This window comes from Vagococcus sp. AM17-17 (assembly GCF_003471765.1).
In the GTDB taxonomy this organism is placed as follows: domain Bacteria; phylum Bacillota; class Bacilli; order Lactobacillales; family Vagococcaceae; genus Vagococcus; species Vagococcus teuberi.
Genome location: NZ_QRJY01000001.1, coordinates 166,071 through 187,608, shown reverse-complemented (window position 1 = coordinate 187,608; position 21,538 = coordinate 166,071). Strand labels below are relative to the sequence as shown.

Genomic DNA, 21,538 nt, shown 5'->3' with positions numbered 1-21,538 from the left:
TTGCTCACTTAGTTTATCATAAAACTTTAAGTGATTCACTAATTCCATGACGAATTTAGGTAAAACAAAAAAAGAGACGACATTCGCCTCTTCTTTTTATTCTTCATTAATTTCAGTTGTTGTTCCTGGTGTGTTGAATTTATCTTTATCAAACGTGCCTTCCCATTTATCTACGACTACCGCTGAAACCATACTACCACATACATTTAACATGGTACGACCCATATCAATTATTGGATCAATTCCAAATACTGCACCGATACTAGAAATAGCTGAGCCGTATCCTAGTCCATTTAATGTGACCGTTGCGGCAACAGTAGCCGTTCCTGGTACACCGGCAATCCCGATAGACCCAACTGTTACGACAACAACTACTAAGACAAAGAATGAGAAGTCCATTGTCGCACCCGCTGCGGCAGCCACAAGTGTTCCTAACATCGCAGGGAATACACCCGCACAACCGTTCATCCCAATTGTTGTTCCAAGTGTTGCCACAAAGTTTGATGTTTCACCTGATACCCCCATATCATTTTCAAGTGTCTGTAATGTATAAGGTAATGTTCCTACACTTGAACGAGATGAAAAGGCAAATAATAACGTTGTAAATGCTTTTTTATAAAACGTTACTGGATTAACACCCATGAATATAAGGATCACGACATAAACAAGCAACATAATAATAACACCCGTATAAAGAGCAGCGATAAATCCTAACATGCTAATAACAGATTGCACACCATTTGTAATGATTGTGTTACTTACAAGAGCCACAACACCATATGGCATTAACTTAATCACATTAGTTAAAACAGAATTTACTGTCACACGTAATGAACCTAAAAATGTAATAAATGGTGCCACTTCAGTCGGTTTTTTAACCTTCAAAAAGCGAATGGCTGTGGCAAACATTGCCGCAATAATGACGACTGATACAATACTTCCGTTATCTCCCATAACACTTGTGATATTATTTGGAATTAAATTTAAGAAAAATTCTGGAAAGCTTTGTGCGGCAATATTATTAATAAATTCAGATTTTTGTTTAGTTAAATCTCCGGCAAAACTAATAGCATTAAGATTGAACAACTTAACCACTAAAATCCCCACAATAGCAGAAATAGCAGTAGTACTTAATAATGTAATAAACGTTCTAGTAGTCAAACTTTTAATCCGGTCTCCTTGCACGTCCACTACTACTTTAATAATAGACAAAAATACAACAGGAACGGCAAGTAATTGAACTAGTTTTAAAAATCCAGATCCTATTAACCCATACCATACTGAGATTTCTCCCCTAGCATGATCAATATAAATCCCATTTTTACTACTTACTGCATCAAACCCAATTCCTAATACAAGACCGATGATCAAAGCGATAATCATGCGTTTTGAAAAACTAACTTTCTTGTCCTTGAGTATTCTTAAGCACATGATTGCCGCACCTAACAATACAATAGCAATCAACGTATAAAAATTACTCACTTTTAAAAACTGTGAAAAAAATGGAACATCTATCATAAATATCATCTCCTTTTTATCAGTCTACACTGATTTCGTCTTTTTAATAAACAATGCAAATAAGTGCTTCTGCTCTTTACTTATGAATAATAAACTCTACTTCTAGTAAGGCACCTTTTGGTAATTTTGCAACTTGAAAAGCTGACCTTGCAGGTGTTTTGTCTGTAAAATAACTCCCATAAATATCATTAAATGTATTGAAATGCTCTAAGTCTTGTAAGAAACAAGTTGTTTTTACAATCGCGTTAAAGTCCACTCCAACTTCATCTAATATCAATTTGATGTTTTCCATCACTTGTTTTGCCTGACCTTCAATTGTATCTGATACAATATCTCCTGTCTCAATATCAATTGGGATTTGCCCGGAAACAAAAACTAAATCTCCTGCTTCACGAAACACTGAGTAAGGGCCAATTGGCTTTGGCAATTTTGACATAATCATCCTCCATTCCTAATTTATAGTTGTCATTATACACAAATTATCTATCATTTTAAAAAATTTACTCTCAAAAATGACGATTTATTTGAAATTTTATTCATATGAACGTTTTTTAATACGAAATTTTACTTAAGATTTAATTGACAGCGCATACATTAAGATGTTACGTTCAAGGTATTAACACAATAGACTTAACTTATATAAAATTGGAGGGGATTTTATGAACATTAATACAACACTATTACATGGTTATTCCGTGATCGACAAAGAAACTGGAGCAGCCTCTATTCCAAAATACCAAACATCCACGTTCCATCAAGATGATGTCTTCCATCATACTGGATACAACTACACTCGGTTCGGTAACCCAACCATCACAGCTGTTGAAGAATGCATCGCATCTCTTGAGTGTGCCAAATTTGGTTTAGCCTTTTCTTCGGGTATGGCAGCTATTAATTCTGTTTTATTTATGTTATCTCAAGGAGATCACTTAATTTTAGGAAAAAACATTTATGGTGGCACTTATCAGATTGTGACGGAATTTTTAACACGTTTTGGCGTAAAACATACGTTCGTTGATGAATCCGATGTTTCGGCATGGGAAAATGCCATCCAACCAAATACCAAGTTATTTTATTTGGAGACACCATCGAACCCATTGTTAACAATTACAGACTTAAAAGCTGTTTGTCATTTGGCAAAAAAACACGACATTTTAACTGCCTGTGACAACACATTTATGACACCTATTCACCAACAACCACTCGATTTGGGTGTCGATGTTGTCATTCACAGTGCCACAAAATTTATTAATGGGCATAGTGACATTTTAGCCGGACTCATTGCGACAAATGATGAAGAACTTTACTCGACGCTCAAAAAACATCAAAAAGCATTAGGAAGTATTTTAAGCGTTGAAGATGCGTGGTTATTACTTAGAGGGGTTAAAACAATGGGTCTTCGCATGGAACAATCCGTTAAAAATGCAGCTAAAATCGCAGAATTTCTATCAAATCACGATGAAATAAAATCTGTCTATTACCCTGGACTAGCAACTCATCCTCAATCAGACATTCATCAATCACAAACACAATCTGGTGGTGCTGTTTTAAGTTTTGAGTTAAGTTGTGAAGATAAAGTCGCTGATTTCTTTAATAAATGTCAAATCCCTATTGTGGCTGTTAGTCTTGGCGGTGTTGAGTCGATTTTATCTTATCCTTGGACCATGTCACATGCCTGTATGCCTGAAGAAGAACGCATCAAAATGGGTGTTACCTCAACGTTAATTCGTCTATCTTGCGGTATTGAGGATTGTGACGATTTGATTAATGATTTAGAAAATGCACTGAAATAAGCAAAAGACCAAGCCACAATCGACTTGGTCTTTTTTTGTACTATTTACTGTAGTTTTTCACTTCAGCAACCACTGATTCAACAAATAATGGTAATTTTACTGTCTCAGTTTCTTTACTTCCGTATTTACGGACATTTACTTCACCGTTGTCTAACTCTTTATCTCCCACAACAATTTGATATGGAATTTTTTGAGTTTGAGATTCACGAATCTTGTAACCCATTTTTTCATTACGATCGTCCACTTCAAAACGTAAGCCTAAACTATTTAATTGCTCTTTGATTTCAAAGGCATAGTCACTATGTAAGTCTAAGTTAACTGGAATGATTGTTCCTTGAATTGGTGCTAACCAAGTTGGGAAAGCTCCTTTATACACTTCAGTTAAGTAAGCCACAAAACGTTCCATTGTTGACACGATACCACGGTGGATAACGACTGGACGATGAGTGTTTTCGCCATCTTTTCCAACATAAGTTAAGTCAAAACGTTCAGGTAATAAGAAGTCTAATTGGATAGTTGATAATGTTTCTTCCATTCCTAAGGCAGTTTTTACTTGCACGTCAAGTTTAGGGCCATAGAATGCTGCTTCGCCTTCTGCTTCAAAGTATTCTAACCCTAATTCATCAATGGCTTCTTTCAGCATTGTTTGAGCTTTTTCCCACATTTCATCATCATTAAAGTATTTTTCAGTGTTTTCTGGGTCTCTGTAACTTAAACGGAAACGATAATCTGTAATATTGAAATCTTCATATACGGCAACCATTAATTCTAATGTACGTTTGAATTCATCTTTGATTTGATCTGGACGAACAAATGTATGACCATCATTTAATGTCATTTCACGCACACGTTGTAAACCTGATAACGCACCTGATTTTTCATAACGATGCATCATACCAAGTTCAGCGATACGAATTGGTAGTTCACGGTAACTATGAACATCATTTTTATAAACCATCATATGATGTGGACAGTTCATTGGACGTAATACTAACATTTCACCGTCTCCCATGTCCATTGGTGGAAACATGTCTTCATGGTAATGATCCCAATGACCAGAAGTTTTGTAAAATTCAACATTTGCCATAATTGGTGTGTAAACGTGTTGGTACCCTAAGCTGATTTCTTTATCAGTAATATAGCGTTCGATTGTACGGCGGATTGTCGCACCTTTTGGTAACCAGAATGGTAAACCAGAACCAACTTCAGGACTTAACATAAATAAGTCTAATTCTTTCCCAAGTTTTCTATGGTCACGCTCTTTGGCTTCTTCACGCATTTTGATGTATTCTTTTAAAGCTTTTTTATCAAAGAAAGCAGTTCCGTATACACGTTGCATCATATGGTTATCAGAGTTTCCTCTCCAGTATGCTCCGGCAACTGACAATAATTTAAAGATTTGGATGCGTCCAGTTGATGGCACATGTACCCCGCGACATAAGTCAACAAAGTCGCCTTGCTCATAAACAGTAATCACTTCATCTTCTGGTAGGTCAGTAATTAATTCCACTTTATATGGATCTTCCTTAAACAACTCTAAAGCATCGGCACGAGAAATTTCTTTACGCACGATTGGGTTATTTTCTTTTACAATCGCCATCATCTCTTTTTCAATCGCTTCTAAGTTTTCTTCAGAGATAACCTCTTCACCATTATCAGTGTCATAGTAAAACCCATTTTCAATTGCTGGTCCAACACCAAAATGAATATTTGGGTATAAACGTTTCATCGCGTTTGCCATCAAGTGAGCTGTTGAGTGACGTAAAATTCCTAACGCGTCCTCATGGTCTGGTGTCACGATTTCAATTGACCCATCCACTTCGATTGGTCGCTCTAAATCAATCAACTCGCCATTTAATTTACCTGCTAAGGCTTTTTTTGCTAGAGAATTGCTGATGCTTTTTGCAATATCTAATGTTGATGAGCCACTCTCAAATTCTTTGACAGCGCCATCTGGAAAAGTAATCTTAATCATACTATCGTCTCCTTTTAATTGTTTAAATAAAAAAAGCCCTAGTAAGTCATATTGACCTACTAGGACGAATCATCGTGGTTCCACCTAATATTTAAGACATAAATCTATGTCTCCTCGAGCGTGTTAACGGTACGACCGGTCAAGTTTCAACTCGACTTTCGAAAGTGGTCAACACGTGCACTTATCTGGAAAACTCTCAATTATGTTTTCCTCCCTGTCAGATAGCCCTCACATATCGGTGTCTTTCTCAACAATTATCTTTTATTTATCTACAGTTATATTTATAACACCTTTATAAATATAAAACAAGTACAAACATTTAATTTTTTAATTTAAACGTTTTGGGTGCGACTTTTTTTATCACAATTAGCCCAATAGCAACATACAATAACGACACAATAGACAAGCCTAATGCATAGTAAAGTCCTGTAGTTTTTAATTGTAAATTCATATAGGCAAATAAATAAAAGACACCGTTCACTACTTTATAAATGGGATTGATTACTTGAAAATCACTTGTAAAGGGTTGAAGGATATAATAAACAAATAATTCGTGAAACGAAAAAAGTAACGTCAGACTAATCATCACAAACAACACAAGTCCAATCAGATAGAGTGAGTTAAGCCCTACAACGACTAAATTAAAAACGATTAACCAAAATAATAACACACCATTGACCAGACTGTTATACAAGAGGATTTTCTTAAGTCTAGCAAAAAATCCACTTATAATGGCTTCTTTGGTTCGATAAAAAGGAAAACTCAACATTGACATATCACAATTCATAAATAAACTTTGAACCACACTTTTTCCAACTGATGTTAAATATAAAATGAAGAAAAGCGAAGGAACAAGTCGGTACATAAATGATTCTAATTCGCTCACATCAGACATTAATGGAAAAAATAGACTAACTATCATTAAAGCAAGCCCTAGCACGCTGATGCTAATAACCTTAATCCACATTCCTCGACTGAGCCCTTTTTTAAACCGACTAAAAAATAACGCATTTAAGTAGGCATTTCCTGACAAATCATCGAAATTCGCCTGTTCATCAATACTCATTTTTTTCGTTAAGCCAACGCCTTCGGTAAAGTTTGTGGTTTTGTTTTTTAACTCTTTATCATCTGCTTCAAATACATACATTGAAGAACTTACTTTCTTTTCGGCAACTAACGTAAAACGAGGATAAGACAAATAACTTTTGACTATTAACCAACTAGCTAGAAAGTTAAACATAATCAGTCCTATTATTACCAATGGATTAGAAAATAAAAAATGCATCAAGGATGCTAACTTTGTTAACATAAGGACACTAACCAAACCAAGCATTCCTACTAAAATCGCAACTTTCTTTACCCATGGATGCTTTTGAATAGTCAAAGGTAAATCTATCAAAGACCATAATAATTGACTAAATAGATAAAGACTACTACCAAATAATGTCGCTAATACTACTGGTAGATGGTTCATCATACTCAGAAAAATTAACACAATTGTTGCGATGAACACATCCATACAAATAACGAGTAAATTCATTCTTTTCAAATGAGAAGATTTATTAATCCGAAAATTAATGATAAATAACACATCTTTTTTATCAGGAATACTAAACAAGGAAGCAAATATTGGCAGATAAAAACCAAAAACAACTAGCCAAATATCAAAACTTGTTAACGATTGCTTATCAAACACAATAGTCGCTAAAAACGAACTAACGACAAACGGAATGATTCCTATTATAACTTTGATTGCTAGGGATATAGCGAATTTGATATATGTGAATACTTTTTTCAATGGATAATCTGCGTAGACCATTCCAACTGGGACGATTTTACCGATGAAAGGAATTCTACCAATAAAATATACCAAACCATTTATAAAGGTAGTTCCTTTAAATAACTGAAGGGACATATATTCCTTGAGAGTTGATTTAACATTATTCATCATTAGACTCACCTAATACTTCAGCTACAACTTCTTGCTTCTCACTGACCTCATCAGATAATAAAGCAACAATGTCTGCTTCAAAACTGTTTGTATGAATTTTACTAGGATCAAATCCTGTTAGTTTCCCGTTATGTAATACCACAATCTCATCACATAAGTCTTGAGCTAACTGTAAAATATGTGTCGAGAAAATCACAACAGAGTCTTTTTTTATGGATAAAATCAATTCTTTCATTTCGTGAGCTGCAACCACATCAAAACTCGTCAATGGCTCATCAAGTAACAAGACAGGTGGTTGCACCATCATGGTTGCAATCATTTGTACTTTATTTTTCATACCATGTGAATAGTCTTTTAATAAACGATGACGATCCTCTTTTTTAATGCCGACTTTTGCCAAGTACTCATCTGGCGTTCGAACGTTTAACATTTTTTCCTTATTCATATCGATAAAAAATTTGATAAATTCATAACCTGTCATAAAATCTGGCACTGTTGGAGTCGCATGAACTAACCCAACTTCTAGATCAGAAAAATCATGCTCTGTCATGTCCTCTTTCAACTGAATCGTCCCTGAGTCAATGGATAAATCTTTTGATATACAATTAAAAAGTGTCGTTTTACCCGCTCCATTTCGACCTAATAATCCATATATTTTGCCTTTTTCAAATTGAAAACTCGCTTCATCTAAAATCACTTTATCATCAAACTTTTTCACTACGTCTTGTATAATTAACTCCACTCAACCCACTCCTTTAGTTTAAATGTCTTTATAGTATATCATAAAGTGATATACTATAAAATTAGTTGTCACAAATAATTTTACGTTCTATACTTAATTAAATATGTTAAAGAAAGATGGGATAATATGAAAATAGGTATTTTCGGTGCTGGTCATATGGGTAGTGCCATGATAAAAGGATGGGTTCAATCAAACGAAATTAAACCAGAGGATATTTTAGTTAAGGGTGGTCGTAGTAATACGGCAGCAAAGTTACAAAAAACGATTCCCTTTAAATTAACAGATAGTGTAGCTGACTTTAATCAGGTAGATATTATTTTTTTAGCCGTTAAGACACCTATTATTTTGCCGGTGATTCATGAGTTAAAAAACTTTTTAAAATCGAGTATTCCTATTGTGTCAGTATCTGCAGGCGTGCCTGTTTCTGAGATGCAAGTCGCTTTGGGTGAAGAATATCCTGTGGCTCAGGCCATTCCGAATACACCTGTACAAATCAATCAAGGCATCACGGGTATTGTTTATACTGACTCAATCACTGACGCCCAAAAAGAGATGATTCATCAATCACTTGCTATTTTAGGTATGGTGAAAGAAATTACCGCAGATAACATCAATATTTTTGGTACATTAGCTGGGTGTGGGCCTGCATTTGTTGATGTCTTCATGGAAGCTCTAGGAGATGCAGCTGTTCTTCATGGCATGAATCGCGAACTGGCCTATGAGGTGGTTGCTAACATGGTGAGCGGTGCTGCTAATCTCTTATCAGAGTCTAAAAAACATCCTGGCGAGTTAAAGGATGGGGTTACTTCTCCGGGAGGTACTACAATAAAAGGAGTGGTCGCATTAGAAAAAAACGGCTTTAGATATGCTACTATCTCAAGTATTGATAGTATTATGAATTCATATAAATAAAAAAACTGTCCCAGAAAACCACGATGGCTTCTGGGATAGTTTTAATCTACAGTGACTTCTTTATATAATTTTTTAAAATAAAATGCTCTAGCAATTAGATAATAGCTAATTTGGATAATTAAAAATATGCCTATAACCCAAAAGGCTGTAATTTGTAGTCCTTGTCCAAACATGGCGTACATGGATTTAAGTGCAACAATTCCATGAATAGATGAAACAATAATTGGTGTGAAAAACAAGATGGCCACTTGCCGATATACCATGCGTTTCATGTCTTTTCGACTAATCCCTAACTGATAAACCATTCGAAATTTTTCCGTATCCACAGACATATCACTATACAATCTAAAATATAAAAAACTACCCGCAGAAACAAAAAAGATAGCACCTATAAAAAACCCAACAAATAAGACGGGAGTATAGATATCTGTGATTGATTGCATAATAAGTGCCTTACTTTTTAGCCCTTGTATATCCGCTAACCGACTTGCCACATGCACTTGTTTGTCGCGTGTTTTATTATCGGCTAACCAACCAATTTCTTGTTGCTCACCGTATTGATCAATAAAGGCTCTATATACTTCTTTCGGTACAACATAGACATTTTGAAATCCTGGAATGACTTCTTTTTTTACTTGTATTGACTCCACAGATAGACTAGCTTGGTTAGGGACTGGTAATTGTTTTAAGTATCCCTTTTGATAATTACTACTCATATCTTCATGTTTGGTTTCAACACGATATGTTTTACTGTCATCTGGCAATGCTTTATTGCCAATAAATTGTGCCAATTCTTGATATGTGTGGTGACTAATAACTCGATATCCGTTATGGTGTTCATTAGATGGGACATTTACTAGCTTCATCCGTAATTCCATCATGTCTAAATTTTCATTATCAATCTCACGTTGCATCACATCCAGATTTTTGGCTAATTCTTGTTTTTTACCATCAATATCAGTCAGATAAAAATCATAGGTCATCGCGTCAACTGAGGAATAAGTCATCTCTTTAAACCCTGTCAAAGAACCAATCGCGGCAAATGCTACAGTGGTAATAACTGACACCAAGAAAAAGGAACGTGCGTTATCTTTCATCCGAAATCCTAAATCAGAGTAGACCAGCATATTGGTTTTATTCCAAAACCGGTGTTTATTTTTTTTCAATCGCGAAATCACTAGGATACTAAGTTGATTAAATAAAAAATGCGTTCCGACTATAACAACTAAAATAACTGGTATCATCGAAAAAAATACTTGTATTCCTTTAACAGTAAGAGCAATTGTATACCCACCACCAATTAACAAGACAGCTAATAATGACTTGAATGGTGACACTTTTAGCTCACCTTTACCATTCTCATCACTTTGTAGAAGTGCTTGAATATCCATTTTTGGTATTTTTAATTGAATAAATAAAGAAATAGAAAAAAACAACAAAGTAAAGGCAATAAAGGTGATGATAATCGAATACATAGGAAAATAAAATGGTAACTCAATACCTAATATCGATTTACTTAAAAAAAGGAGTAATTGAGAAAAAATTAATCCTAATAATATCCCACCTATTGTCGCTACAAACCCAACAAGCGTATTTTCGCCAAATACCATTTTTCTTAGTTGCTTCGGCGACATACCCTGAATTAGTAACAAACCAAATTCTTTTTTTCTCGATTGCAAAAATATATCCATCGAATACAAAACATAAAAAAAGGAAAACACAAAAATAATCAAAGATGAAACATTCATTCCTACTATTACAACCTGACTCATATTCTCATGACTTAACATAGGATGATGTGCAAAAGTTGAAAAGGTGAAAAAGGTCATCACTGTCGTCAGCGTGCTAAGAAGATAAGCTAAATACAATGATTTATTACGTATAGTATGCTTGAATATAAATTCATTAAAAGTCATCTGCTTCACCGTCTAACTGTTTCAAACACACTAAAATATCATCATAAAATTCACTCTGAGAAGCATGTCGTTGAATTTCTTGTATAAGTTCACCATCTTTAATAAACATAATTTTTTGACAATAGCTAGCTGCAAACGCGTCATGTGTCACCATTAAAATAGTAGAATGTAATCGTTGGTTTAAGTTGGAGAGTAACCTCATGACCTCCTTAGACGCCTTGGTATCTAGATTTCCAGTAGGTTCATCGGCTAGCAACAACTTTGGTTCATGAATCATCGCTCTTGCAATAGCCACGCGTTGAGCTTGACCTCCTGATATTTGGCTAATTCTTTTATCGAGCAATTGTTCTATCCCTAAAATTTGTGCCATATCATTTAGAGCATTTGTCATCAATTCAACATTTTCACCATCCAACGTCAGTGGCAAAACAATATTTTCTCCGACTGTCAATGTAGGCATTAAGTTAAACCCCTGAAACACAAATCCTAATTCATTACGCCTAAATTTTGCTAGGTCATCTTGATTCAATTCAGAAGGGTTTTCCCCATCAAGTAAGACTTGACCGGTTGTAGGTTTATCAATCGTCCCGATTAAATTTAATAACGTTGATTTACCGCTACCAGAAGGGCCCATAATCCCAACAAACTCCCCCTTATCGACCGTTAATGATACACCTTTTAATGCTTGAAAAAGCAAGTCACGTGAGCCATAAGACTTTGTGACATTTTTTAATTCTAACATGTTATTTACCTACTTTCTCTTCCAGAATTCCCCTAATTATAGAGTAACATGTAAGAGCCTATATTTAAACGAACAATAGTGTAAGTTTGTTAACAAACATTTAATATTAACACAATTTTATTAAAAAAGACTGTTATTTATACATATTTTTGCTATACTTATTAAGTATAAAACCTTGGAGGTGACAAAATGGCCGTTTTAGAAGCGACGATTTTATTTATTATACTTGTTATAATATCCAATATTATTAGTCATTATCTCGTAGCAATTCCAACTGCCTTAATAGAAATTAGTGTGGGCGTGATTGTGGCGTTATTCTTACATATAGATATTGAATTACAAACAGATTGGTTCATGTTATTATTTGTTGCACCACTCCTTTATAGTGATGCCAAACATTTTCCAAAGAAAGAATTATGGGAGTTACGAACCCCTATCTTTGCCAATGCTATTTTGTTAGTTTTTTTGACGACAATAGCAGGCGGATTATTGATTAATGTGTTTATCCCTCAAGTTAGTTTACCGCTAGCTTTTGCGTTGGCTGCTGTCTTGTCTCCAACTGATCCAGTTGCCGTTCAAGGTATTGCCGAGCAAGTAAAATTGCCTAAAAAAATTCTAACGTTGATTAGTGGCGAGAGTTTAATTAATGATGCTAGTGGGTTAATTGCGTTTAAATATGCACTCGCAGCCTTTTTAACCGGTTACTTTTCTCTCAAACAGGCAACAGGAGATTTTATTTATATGACGATTATCGGGATTGTCATTGGATATGTGATTAATAAATTAATTTACATGATTCAACGAACATTACTCAGACAGGGCATTCAAGATGTGATTTTACACTCATCATTACAAGTTATGACTCCTTTTGTGATTTTTATAGCTGCTGAACTGGTACATGCTTCTGGAGTGATTGCCGTTGTGGTAGCTGGTGTGATGGCGATTCAACAAGAACCACTATTTCGTGGACGATTTTCAGAAATCAAAATTGTGACAAATAAATTATGGGATATCATTATCTATTTATTAAACGGTATTGTGTTTGTTATTTTAGGAACAACGCTCCCATATGCGATGCGCGCTGCTATTATTGATCCATCAATTAGCAATGGGCTATTGATTTTATATGTACTCATTGTCTGGGTTATCTTAATGAGTATTCGCACACTTTGGTCTTACACGTATATGTGGTACGACTACCTTAAATCCCAAAAGACCATGTCACTTAAGCCAAAATTTTCTGTTGCTGTATTAACTGGATTAACAGGTGTTAGAGGGGCTGTTACAATGGCAATGGTCTTATCAATTCCTTTCTTTTTACCGGATGGAAATGTCTTCCAAGAAAGATATTTGATTATCTTTTTAGCTAGTGGGGTTATTTTAGTGAGTTTATTAGTCGCCGTGATTACATTACCGATTTTTACCAAACAAAAGAAACGATTAGTTCTGACAGGCGACGAAGCAAATCCAGAACCAATTGATGATCTTTCAGATGACACTCAATTGCCAGAAATTGAAGCACGAAAATTAATTACAAAACAAGCAATTAAATCCTTGAAACAAGATTTGACTCCTGAAAACGAATTGATTATCAACGACATTTTACAAGATTTAGATAAACAATTAAGGTTTCTTTACTTAGATGACGATCGAACATCAAATGAGATATACTATAAATTAGAACTTGAATACCGTCACCTTGCTGCAGATTATGAAACAAAAAAAGTCTGTGAGCTGTTACCAATGCTCAACTTACCAAAGAAAACTGAAAAAAACTATTTAAACATGTTATATTATAAACAACGTGCTCATTCAAGTAATATCAACATGATGGCTCATCAATATTTATATAAAATACAAAAGAAAACCAAACGATTAATTTATCAATCTATCTTAAAAAAACAATCAGATTCCTATCAATTGGATACAATCAAAAAAATTACAACATTAGAAGTGAATAGTTCAGAAGCAACTGTCAATATGCTTCAAACGTGTCAACATCATCTCGATCAATCAGATAGGTATTTTACTGTGCGATATAATATTTTGAATCAATTAATGATGGAATACCAAAGTAAAGTGCATCGACTTCAGCATTATCACCTAGTACAAGAAGCAAGTTATCAAGAACTGTATCAAGATTATTTTTTACGTGCACTAGACGAGGAACGTGGGATGATTCAAACATTACTTGAAAAAGGGCTTATCTCAAATACTATGGCAAATCAGTTACGACAAGGGATTAACTATAGTGAAACATCTTTCTTACAAACAAACGTTGAAGATTAAAAAATCATCCTAAGAGAAAAACTCTTAGGATGATTTTTATATATATGTTAGATAACATACAAATTTAATAATCTGGAAGAAAAATCGCCAGTACAATATAAGGAATTAGTGCCCCCGTTAAAAAGAGAATCAACCCAAATACGTAGCAGAAATTCCACAGACATCATCCAATCCCCACAGACTCCAGAAAAAAACTTTATCAGTACTTGATTTTCTTAATCTTCTCACTAGCTCACTATACGTTAATTCATACTCATTACTAAACGACCGATTAATCATCTCTCAAATGTCATTTGGAAACTCTTTGTTTAGATTTTTTATAGTTTCCTTGCTTTTTAAATATTAGACTATAAAAAAACCAACTTTCGCTTAAGAAAGTTGGTTTTTTTATTATTCTACTGTCACACTTTTTGCTAAGTTACGTGGTTTATCAACATCTAACCCTCTTTGTAAACTTGCATAGTATGCTAATAATTGTAAAGGCACCACACTAACTAGTGGTGTTAGTAGTTCATGTACTGGCAACAACACTAGTTCGTCGCCTTCATGTGCGACATTTTCAAGTGAGATTGTTAAAACCTTTGCCCCACGACTTTCCACTTCTTTTGCGTTTCCGCGTGTATGACTAGCTGTTTTTTCATCTGTAATAATCGAAATAACTGGTGTGCCTTCTTCAATCAAGGCAATGGTTCCATGTTTTAATTCCCCCGCAGCAAATCCTTCTGCTTGAATATAAGAAATTTCTTTTAATTTAAGTGCTGCTTCCATTGATACGGCATAATCTAGTCCACGACCAATAAAGAAGGCATTGCGTGTTGTTCTTAAGAATGACTCGCTAAGATCAGCTATTAATTCTTTTTCACTAATCATTGAATCCATTATAGAGGCAATAATCGCCATTTCATGAGCTAAATCAATTGATGACGCTTTTTCTAATCCTTTTTTCAATCCAATAGATTGTGCTAAATAAGCCATAACTGCAATTTGAGATGTATAAGCTTTTGTTGATGCTACAGCAATTTCTGGACCGGCATGTAATAATAATGTGTAGGTCGCTTCACGTGATAATGTAGAACCTTTTACGTTCGTAATAGTCAGTGATGGCAAGTTCAATTCATTAACTTTAACCAATACTTGACGACTATCGGCTGTTTCACCACTTTGCGTTAAGAAAATGAAGAAAGGTTTTTCTGATAGAATTGGCATATCATAGCCCATCTCACTAGCTAAATGCACTTCAACTGGAATATTAGTTAACTCTTCGATGATTTTTTTACCAACTAAACCTGCATGCCAACTGGTACCACATCCAACGATATAGATACGATCGCTTGATGCCATATGAGAGATAATGTCTTCATCAATTGTTGTCTTACCATCCTCTGTTAAATATTCAGAGATTAATTTTCTCATCACACTTGGTTGCTCATCAATTTCTTTTAACATGTAATGAGGGTATAAACCTTTTTCAGTGTCTGTTGCATCAATGTCCGCTACAAATGACTCACGTGATAATTTATTTGATTCTCTATCAAAAATAGTCAACTCACTTGGTGTTAAAACGATGCGTTCACCATCTTTAATTTCAACGAATTCATTTGTTTCATTAATCATTGCCATTGCATCGCTACCAACATAATGGCAATTTTCGCCAAGTCCAATTAGTAATGGGCTTTTATTTTTCGCAAGGTATAACGTGTTACTATCTTCCACGTCCATTAACGCAATCGCATAAGAACCTTCTACTTTGTCTAAAGCAGCTTTAAATGCTTCAAAAGGTGTTTTACCTTGACGATAAAAATAATCAACCAATTCAACGACAATCTCACTATCTGTATCCCCTTTTAAGGCGATATCAGTTAAATAATCATTCTTTAAGTCTAAATAGTTTTCAATCACACCATTATGTACTAAACAGAATTTCCCACTTGTTGATTGATGTGGGTGTGCATTTTCTGTATTTGGCACACCATGAGTTGCCCAACGCGTATGACCGATTCCAATATGACCTTCAGGAACGTCATTTGCTAAAGTTCTTAACTCACTCACACGACCTGGTGTCTTTACAAGGTATGCTTGACTGTCATCCGCAACCATAATACCAGCTGAATCATAGCCTCTATATTCTAATTTTTCTAATCCTGTTAATAAAATATCTTTTGCTCGGTTATTTCCGATTACTCCAACTATTCCACACATTAATATTTTCCAACTTTCTTTAAAATAGTTGTTTCTACTTATTGCATAGATAAAGTTTTGTCAAACATGTTTCCCTGTTTTTTTGTCTTTATCTTCAGAGTGCAATCCCCTATGAGCCACCCGCCGAATTTTCGATAAACTCATTCCTCGTCACCTTTTAAAAAGGTCTGGCGCTAATTGGTATAGATAACCTAAATAGTCATATAAAATAGAAACAAGAACATAATAACCTTTAATAAAGTCTCAGTCAACATTTAAATGACTTAATATTGAAAATAAGTAACTATTGGTATAGACAAAAAGCGAGACTAACTAAATGAGTTTGTCATCACTAATATTTTTTATGGCATCTGATAACACTTTATAAATTCTTTCATAAGTACATTTAAAGAACAAAACTGAACAAGAAGAGAATAAATTTCTAATGATATCCCATAGATCAAGTTGATAGATAGAGATAATAAACGTGACAGATGGAAAGAACATCACTCCCCTTTACTAATCGGATAATTACAACAAAACTGATAATATAATACACATAAACAGTGAGTGAAATCCTCCACTCACTGTTTATCAGTTTAAATTCCGATTTCTTTTACGACAACATCAGCAATTTTATCAACATAATAATTAACTTTTTCTTCTGTTGGTGCTTCTGCCATCACACGAAGTAATGGCTCAGTTCCTGAAGGTCTTACAAGGATTCGACCATCCCCATTCATTTCTCCTTCAACTTCTTCAATAATCGCTTTTATAGCCGGAACATCCATCGCACCATATTTATCTGACACTTTAATGTTCACTAATTTTTGTGGGTATTCTTCAATGTCGGCTACTAATTCGGATAATTTTTTACCAGAAGCTTTCATTACTTGCATCAATTGAATGCCTGAAAGTAACCCATCACCTGTTGTGTTGTGTTGTAAGAAGACGATGTGTCCTGATTGTTCTCCACCAAGATTGTAACCAGATTTGCGCATCTCTTCAACCACATATCTATCACCAACTTGAGTTGTAACAGCCGTCATACCTGCTTCTTCAACGGCTTTATGGAACCCTAAGTTACTCATAACAGTGGCAACAATTGTATCTTTGTTTAACTCATCATTGGCTGCAAGATATTTACCACAAATATATAAAATCTTATCTCCATCAACGATTTGTCCTTTTTCATCAACAGCAATCACACGATCACCATCACCATCAAAGGCTAAACCTAAATCAGCTTCTTTTTCAACAACCATTTCTGCTAGTTTTTCAGGATGTGTTGAACCAACACCATCATTGATATTTAACCCATCTGGTCTAACGCCCATTGTATAGAACTCTGTATCTAAATCTGCAAAAAGTTGATTGATTAACGGAGTAGTTGCTCCATTTGCTCCATCTAGGCAGACACTCAAACCAGTGAATTCTTCATCAACTGTTTTCTTCAAGAATTCAATGTATTTTTGCGCACCTTCACGATAAATATTCAAAGTTCCAAGTCCTAATGCTGATGGTCGAGGTAAAACGTCGGTTTCAGCATCTAATAATGCTTCAATTTCTTCTTCTTCTTCATCAGATAATTTGAATCCATCTGGCCCAAAGAACTTGATACCATTATCTTCAGCTGGGTTATGTGACGCTGAAATCATCACACCTGCTGCTGCTTTTTGCGTTCTTGTTAAATACGCCACGCCTGGTGTAGAAATCACACCTAGTTGTAAAACTTCTATTCCAACTGAAAGGAGTCCTGAAATAAGTGCTTGTTCTAATAATTGTCCAGAAATACGTGTATCTCTTCCAACAAGTACTTGTGGTTTTCCTTCAGTTAAGTGGCTATGTTGACATAAGACATGCCCTCCACAACGTCCAATTTTGAATGCTAGTTCTGGTGTTAGTTCTTTATTTGCAACACCTCTCACACCATCAGTGCCAAAATATTTACCCATTTTAATTATTCTCCTCACTCATTTTACAATTTTTATAATGTATTATTTACTATCACTGGTCGTTTTTGCTTCATTTGGTTTAACTGTTATAGACACCATTTCCGGTGTCGCTTTCACACCATTTGGTACAACCACAGAATAAGAACTTGTTGTCGTTTCACGAATGTTTGTTGTATCAACCTTAAGCTCTATGCCATTTATTTCATCCAGTACTTCTTTTGGTCCTTCTATATCCACCATGTCATCTTTTAGTGTAAACGTAAAATCCTTAATCCCTTTTGGAATGGTCCCTGATTGGATTGGAGTGATTTTAACTCGTTTACTTGGGACATTGACTTTTACATTAACAGTCACTGTATCAGGTTCAATTCGAACATTCAGTGGTTCTCCAGCTTTATTGACAGCATATGGCTGCACTTTCTCTGAAAAATTCCCTGTAACGTTTGTTCGTTCACTGACACCAGCAATGACTCGATCAATTTCTTGAATGGACGATTCAGAGCCACTTACTTTTACATTCATTGGATCAATCGTCACTTCTTTTGTTGAGTATCCGTCTTGGTAAATTTTATTATCAATCGCTGGTTCAACTTTGAATGAATTGCTATCTTTATTTTCTATGGTAACAGATAATTTATTCGGTTTAACAGTTCCTTTAACCGAATTTGGTAACCCAACAATTTGCAATGGTACTTCATGTGTCCCAACACTATATTTCGTTAAGTCCATTACCACTGAAAAGCCACGTGTTTCAGCATTAGACTCCTTGTCTAACAAAATTTTATTATTACTTGTCAATTCCACAGAAACACTTTCTTTATAACCGGAAATAAAATACTTATCTTGGTTATAAGTAACATTAACTGGTACATTTTCAGCTGTTGCTTCCAAATTAGTTACTGTGTTATTTGTCTTATGTGATATGACAAATGAGTTGGCATTATAGTATAAAAGAATGGCAAAAAACAAAGATAATATTCTAATAAACCAAGGTGATTTACGATCATTTTTCATCGTTTTTTCCTCCCTTAGTAAAACTTTTTTTAATATCTTCGATAAACATTGCCAAATTTGATTGGGATACATCTTCTTGATCATCAGCTAATTCTTGTTTTAATACTTCTAAATAAGCTTCACGCTGAAGACCTGGTAAAAATGTCTTGTTATGCGTAATACTCACATCACCTGTTTCTTCTGATACTACAAGTGTCAACGCATCCGATGATTCACTCATACCAATTGCCGCACGGTGACGTGTCCCAAATTCTTTTGGTATTTTATTACTTTCTGATAAAGGCAGATAACTCGATGCTGATGCAATTTTATTATCTTTAATAATGACAGCCCCATCATGCAATGGTGTATTGGGTATAAAGATATTAATTAGTAATTGACTCGATATATCCGCATCGAGCGGAATACCAGTTTCAATAATATCAATTAAACTATCATTTCGCTCAATCGTAATCAATGCCCCTATTTTTCTCTTAGACATATATTGCAACGATTCATCTAACGCAGTAATAAATGATTGTTGCATATTTTTTTGTTTGTTAGAGTGCGTTAGTGCCGCACCTCTACCAAGATGTTCTAATCCGCGCCGAACTTCAGGTTGAAAAATGACGATTGCAGCAACTACACCATAAGTAATCACTTGATTCATTAGCCAAGAAACTGTATTTAAGCCAATAAAATCACTGACAATCCTTACAATGATAATCACAGCAATCCCTTTAAATACTTGAATCGCTTTTGTGTCATTAAGTAGCATCAAAAACTTATATACGACATACCACACGACTAATATATCAATGATATGTACCAGTACACTAAGCGTAAAATATTTATCTAATAAATTTTGCCATATCTCAGGTCTGAACAAGCTCGCTTGAGTTAACATCATCTTGCTCCTCCCCCTTTACAATTAAGTAGTTTACTCTATCTTGCTCCCCCCTAGCATTATGGTTACTTTCTCACACTTTTACTATTATAACATAGCATGGTTATCGGAAAACTTTCAATGACTTTTTTTAATAATTTAATTACTTTCAATAAAAAAACACACCCAACATTTGTCGAGTATGTCAATAAACTATAACGTCGCTAATACAATGAAGTTAATAACAAATAGAGCCGTCACTACCCATAAAACAGGTGAGACTTCTTTTACTTTTCCTTTAACCACTTTGATTAACACATAGAAAATAAATCCTGCAGCTATACCATATGAAATACTATATGCTAGACCCATAAATATTGAAGTAAAGAAGGCTGGCACAGCATCTTCAAGATTAGTCCAGGCAATTTCTTTAAATGACGCCATCATCATGATACCAACTAAAATTAACGCCGGAGCCGTTGCTTGAGAAGGCACTGCCCCAACAACAGGTGATAAGAAACTACTTAACAAGAACATAATGGCGACAACCACTGATGTTAAACCAGTACGTCCACCCGCACCAATACCAGCTGCACTTTCTACATAAGTTGTGACGTTACTTGTCCCAACTACTGATCCAGCTGTTGTTGCAATAGCATCAGCAAACAATGCTTTGTCCATTTTTGATTTAATCCCTTTACTTGTCATAACGGATTCTTCTTCTTCTTTTGAGAAAATACCAGTACGACGACCTGTCCCAATAAATGTTCCAATCGTATCAAAAATATCAGATAAACTAAATGCTAAAACCGTTAATAAGACTTGAGGTATTTTGGCTACATCAGAAAATAGTGAAGGCATGCCATTTGGACCAAAAGCTGCACCAAATGTCGTTCCTAAGTCTTTGATTGAGTTTCCTAATGAATTCTCTTGAAAATTAATCGAACTAAAATCAACAACCCCCATTGGAATAGCAATAATTGTAGTCGCTACTATCCCTATTAGAATAGCCCCTTTGACGTTTTTAATCACTAACACTGTAGTAATAACTAGCCCAATCAGTGCCAAAATAATAGCTGGGTTATTAAAATTCGCCAATGCTGGGACAATCCCACCATTTGATACAACGTTCGTTGCTTTATCCCCATCAACTACTGAAGAAACAATTGACGCTTCATCTGATGTAAATTGAAGTAATCCAGCATTTTTAATTCCAACATATGCAATAAAAATACCTATTCCACCGCCAATAGCATGTTGCAAACTTTCGGGAATTGATTGAATAATTAATTTTCTCAAGTTTGTGATGGTAATAATAATATTGATAATACCACATAAAAAGACCATCGCTAACCCCTGTTCCCATGAATAACCTAATCCCATGACAACAGTAAAAGTGAAAAACGCATTTAAGCCCATACCTGGTGCTTGTGCATATGGTACATTAGCAAACAATCCCATGACGAGCGTTCCAATTGCTGATGCGATAATAGTAGCTAGAAAGACTGCTTGAAACGGCATTCCTGATAAAGATAAAATGGTCGGATTCACAAATAAAATATAACTCATTGCAAAAAATGTCGTTAACCCCGCCATGATTTCCGTAGAAACCGTTGTGTTATTCTCTTTTAATCTAAAAAACTTTTCCATTTCTTAACATTGCACCTTCCATAATATAATTAGTTCGT

The 21,538-nt window shown here is 34.8% G+C and carries 15 protein-coding genes; 3 read left to right on the top strand and 12 right to left on the bottom strand.

What is annotated here, in order from left to right; all coding sequences use genetic code 11:
• Positions 1-96 precede the first annotated feature (96 nt).
• Together DW196_RS00910 and DW196_RS00905 are read right to left on the bottom strand one after the other, a co-directional pair.
• A complete protein-coding gene (locus DW196_RS00910) occupies positions 97-1,518 on the bottom strand; it encodes a cation:dicarboxylate symporter family transporter (protein WP_118249603.1) in 1,422 nt (473 codons plus the stop codon).
• 76 nt (positions 1,519-1,594) lie between these two features.
• Positions 1,595-1,954, bottom strand: coding sequence for a Rid family detoxifying hydrolase (locus DW196_RS00905; RefSeq protein WP_071456900.1), 360 nt, complete (start codon positions 1,952-1,954; stop codon positions 1,595-1,597).
• 223 nt (positions 1,955-2,177) lie between these two features.
• On the opposite strand from DW196_RS00905, the gene DW196_RS00900 reads away from it, so the two are divergent.
• Entirely contained in the window at positions 2,178-3,311 is a 1,134-nt protein-coding gene (locus DW196_RS00900) for a PLP-dependent aspartate aminotransferase family protein (protein WP_118249602.1), read from the top strand.
• Between the two features lie 40 nt (positions 3,312-3,351).
• Here DW196_RS00900 and thrS read toward each other — a convergent pair whose 3' ends face one another.
• The 3 genes from thrS to DW196_RS00885 form a co-directional block, all read right to left on the bottom strand.
• Complete coding sequence (gene thrS / locus DW196_RS00895; protein ID WP_118249601.1) at positions 3,352-5,286, bottom strand: threonine--tRNA ligase; 1,935 nt, start codon at positions 5,284-5,286, stop codon at positions 3,352-3,354.
• 319 nt (positions 5,287-5,605) lie between these two features.
• Positions 5,606-7,234 (bottom strand): hypothetical protein, encoded by a 1,629-nt coding sequence (locus DW196_RS00890; RefSeq protein ID WP_118249600.1) that lies wholly within the window; start codon positions 7,232-7,234, stop codon positions 5,606-5,608.
• Positions 7,227-7,979: an ATP-binding cassette domain-containing protein gene (locus tag DW196_RS00885; RefSeq protein ID WP_118249599.1), complete on the bottom strand. Its 753-nt coding sequence runs from the start codon at positions 7,977-7,979 to the stop codon at positions 7,227-7,229. The genes DW196_RS00890 and DW196_RS00885 overlap by 8 nt, the downstream gene beginning before the upstream one ends.
• Positions 7,980-8,105: 126 nt before the next feature.
• Here DW196_RS00885 and proC point away from each other — a divergent pair, with 126 nt between their 5' ends.
• Positions 8,106-8,891, top strand: a complete 786-nt coding sequence (gene proC / locus DW196_RS00880; RefSeq protein WP_118249598.1) for a pyrroline-5-carboxylate reductase — start codon at positions 8,106-8,108, stop codon at positions 8,889-8,891.
• A 41-nt stretch (positions 8,892-8,932) separates the two neighbouring features.
• Here the strand turns inward: proC and DW196_RS00875 are convergent, their stop codons facing one another.
• Together DW196_RS00875 and DW196_RS00870 are read right to left on the bottom strand one after the other, a co-directional pair.
• On the bottom strand, positions 8,933-10,807 hold the full coding sequence (locus DW196_RS00875; protein ID WP_118249597.1) for an ABC transporter permease: 1,875 nt from the start codon (positions 10,805-10,807) through the stop codon (positions 8,933-8,935).
• A complete protein-coding gene (locus DW196_RS00870) occupies positions 10,797-11,549 on the bottom strand; it encodes an ABC transporter ATP-binding protein (RefSeq protein ID WP_071456907.1) in 753 nt (250 codons plus the stop codon). The genes DW196_RS00875 and DW196_RS00870 overlap by 11 nt, the downstream gene beginning before the upstream one ends.
• A 189-nt stretch (positions 11,550-11,738) precedes the next feature.
• Between DW196_RS00870 and DW196_RS00865 the strand changes: the two genes are divergently transcribed.
• On the top strand, positions 11,739-13,838 hold the full coding sequence (locus DW196_RS00865; RefSeq protein ID WP_071456908.1) for a Na+/H+ antiporter: 2,100 nt from the start codon (positions 11,739-11,741) through the stop codon (positions 13,836-13,838).
• Positions 13,839-14,228: 390 nt separating this feature from the next.
• Here DW196_RS00865 and glmS read toward each other — a convergent pair whose 3' ends face one another.
• From glmS to DW196_RS00840, 5 genes are all read right to left on the bottom strand, one after another.
• Complete coding sequence (gene glmS, locus DW196_RS00860; RefSeq protein WP_118249596.1) at positions 14,229-16,037, bottom strand: glutamine--fructose-6-phosphate transaminase (isomerizing); 1,809 nt, start codon at positions 16,035-16,037, stop codon at positions 14,229-14,231.
• A 578-nt stretch (positions 16,038-16,615) separates the two neighbouring features.
• A complete protein-coding gene (glmM, locus tag DW196_RS00855; protein WP_118249595.1) occupies positions 16,616-17,971 on the bottom strand; it encodes a phosphoglucosamine mutase in 1,356 nt (451 codons plus the stop codon).
• 42 nt (positions 17,972-18,013) lie between these two features.
• Complete coding sequence (locus DW196_RS00850; protein ID WP_158563488.1) at positions 18,014-18,985, bottom strand: YbbR-like domain-containing protein; 972 nt, start codon at positions 18,983-18,985, stop codon at positions 18,014-18,016.
• The gene (gene cdaA / locus DW196_RS00845) at positions 18,975-19,874 is read right to left on the bottom strand and encodes a diadenylate cyclase CdaA (RefSeq protein WP_071456912.1); all 900 of its coding nucleotides are present in this window, start codon (positions 19,872-19,874) and stop codon (positions 18,975-18,977) included. Before cdaA ends, DW196_RS00850 begins: the two co-directional genes overlap by 11 nt.
• A 189-nt stretch (positions 19,875-20,063) precedes the next feature.
• Positions 20,064-21,500 (bottom strand): NCS2 family permease, encoded by a 1,437-nt coding sequence (locus tag DW196_RS00840; RefSeq protein WP_071456913.1) that lies wholly within the window; start codon positions 21,498-21,500, stop codon positions 20,064-20,066.
• Positions 21,501-21,538 lie beyond the last annotated feature (38 nt).

Bases quoted from the DNA above. Each gene is read 5' to 3' on its own strand.
- DW196_RS00910 (WP_118249603.1), bottom strand. From the start codon at position 1,518: ATGATAGATGTTCCATTTTTTTCACAGTTTTTAAAAGTGAGTAATTTT.
- DW196_RS00905 (WP_071456900.1), bottom strand. From the start codon at position 1,954: ATGTCAAAATTGCCAAAGCCAATTGGCCCTTACTCAGTGTTTCGTGAA.
- DW196_RS00900 (WP_118249602.1), top strand. From the start codon at position 2,178: ATGAACATTAATACAACACTATTACATGGTTATTCCGTGATCGACAAA.
- thrS (WP_118249601.1), bottom strand. From the start codon at position 5,286: ATGATTAAGATTACTTTTCCAGATGGCGCTGTCAAAGAATTTGAGAGT.
- DW196_RS00890 (WP_118249600.1), bottom strand. From the start codon at position 7,234: ATGAATAATGTTAAATCAACTCTCAAGGAATATATGTCCCTTCAGTTA.
- proC (WP_118249598.1), top strand. From the start codon at position 8,106: ATGAAAATAGGTATTTTCGGTGCTGGTCATATGGGTAGTGCCATGATA.
- DW196_RS00875 (WP_118249597.1), bottom strand. From the start codon at position 10,807: ATGACTTTTAATGAATTTATATTCAAGCATACTATACGTAATAAATCA.
- DW196_RS00870 (WP_071456907.1), bottom strand. From the start codon at position 11,549: ATGTTAGAATTAAAAAATGTCACAAAGTCTTATGGCTCACGTGACTTG.
- DW196_RS00865 (WP_071456908.1), top strand. From the start codon at position 11,739: ATGGCCGTTTTAGAAGCGACGATTTTATTTATTATACTTGTTATAATA.
- glmS (WP_118249596.1), bottom strand. From the start codon at position 16,037: ATGTGTGGAATAGTTGGAGTAATCGGAAATAACCGAGCAAAAGATATT.
- glmM (WP_118249595.1), bottom strand. From the start codon at position 17,971: ATGGGTAAATATTTTGGCACTGATGGTGTGAGAGGTGTTGCAAATAAA.
- DW196_RS00850 (WP_158563488.1), bottom strand. From the start codon at position 18,985: ATGAAAAATGATCGTAAATCACCTTGGTTTATTAGAATATTATCTTTG.
- cdaA (WP_071456912.1), bottom strand. From the start codon at position 19,874: ATGATGTTAACTCAAGCGAGCTTGTTCAGACCTGAGATATGGCAAAAT.
- DW196_RS00840 (WP_071456913.1), bottom strand. From the start codon at position 21,500: ATGGAAAAGTTTTTTAGATTAAAAGAGAATAACACAACGGTTTCTACG.